Below are 316 nucleotides of genomic sequence, written 5' to 3'. Positions count from 1 at the left end.
GTCCATGGGCGACAGCTTCCACTGCTTGAGCGGATCGTGGATGCGGCCCAGGAAGCGCAGGTGCTGCTCCTCGTCGCTGATGGAGAACCAGTACTTGATCAGCGTGATGCCGGAGCGCACCAGCATGCGCTCGAACTCGGGCACCGAGCGGAAGAACTCCTCGACGTCGTCCTCGCCGCAGAAGCCCATCACCCGCTCGACGCCGGCGCGGTTGTACCAGCTGCGGTCGAAGAGCACGATCTCGCCGGCGGCCGGCAGATGCGGCACGTAGCGCTGGAAGTACCACTGCGTGCGCTCGCGGTCGTTGGGCGCGGGC

At 67.1% G+C, this 316-nt stretch carries 1 protein-coding gene; it reads right to left on the bottom strand.

Annotated elements, in window-relative coordinates; translation table 11 throughout:
• The coding region (locus tag ACPYOG_RS19340) for a polyphosphate kinase 2 family protein (RefSeq protein WP_481295755.1) at positions 1-316 on the bottom strand (316 nt) is incomplete at both ends.

The sequence above is a fragment of the Leifsonia sp. HAY1-4F genome, assembly GCF_056755275.1.
The sequence above is the reverse complement of the archived record's forward strand: the minus strand, read 5'-3'. Positions and strand labels throughout refer to the sequence as shown.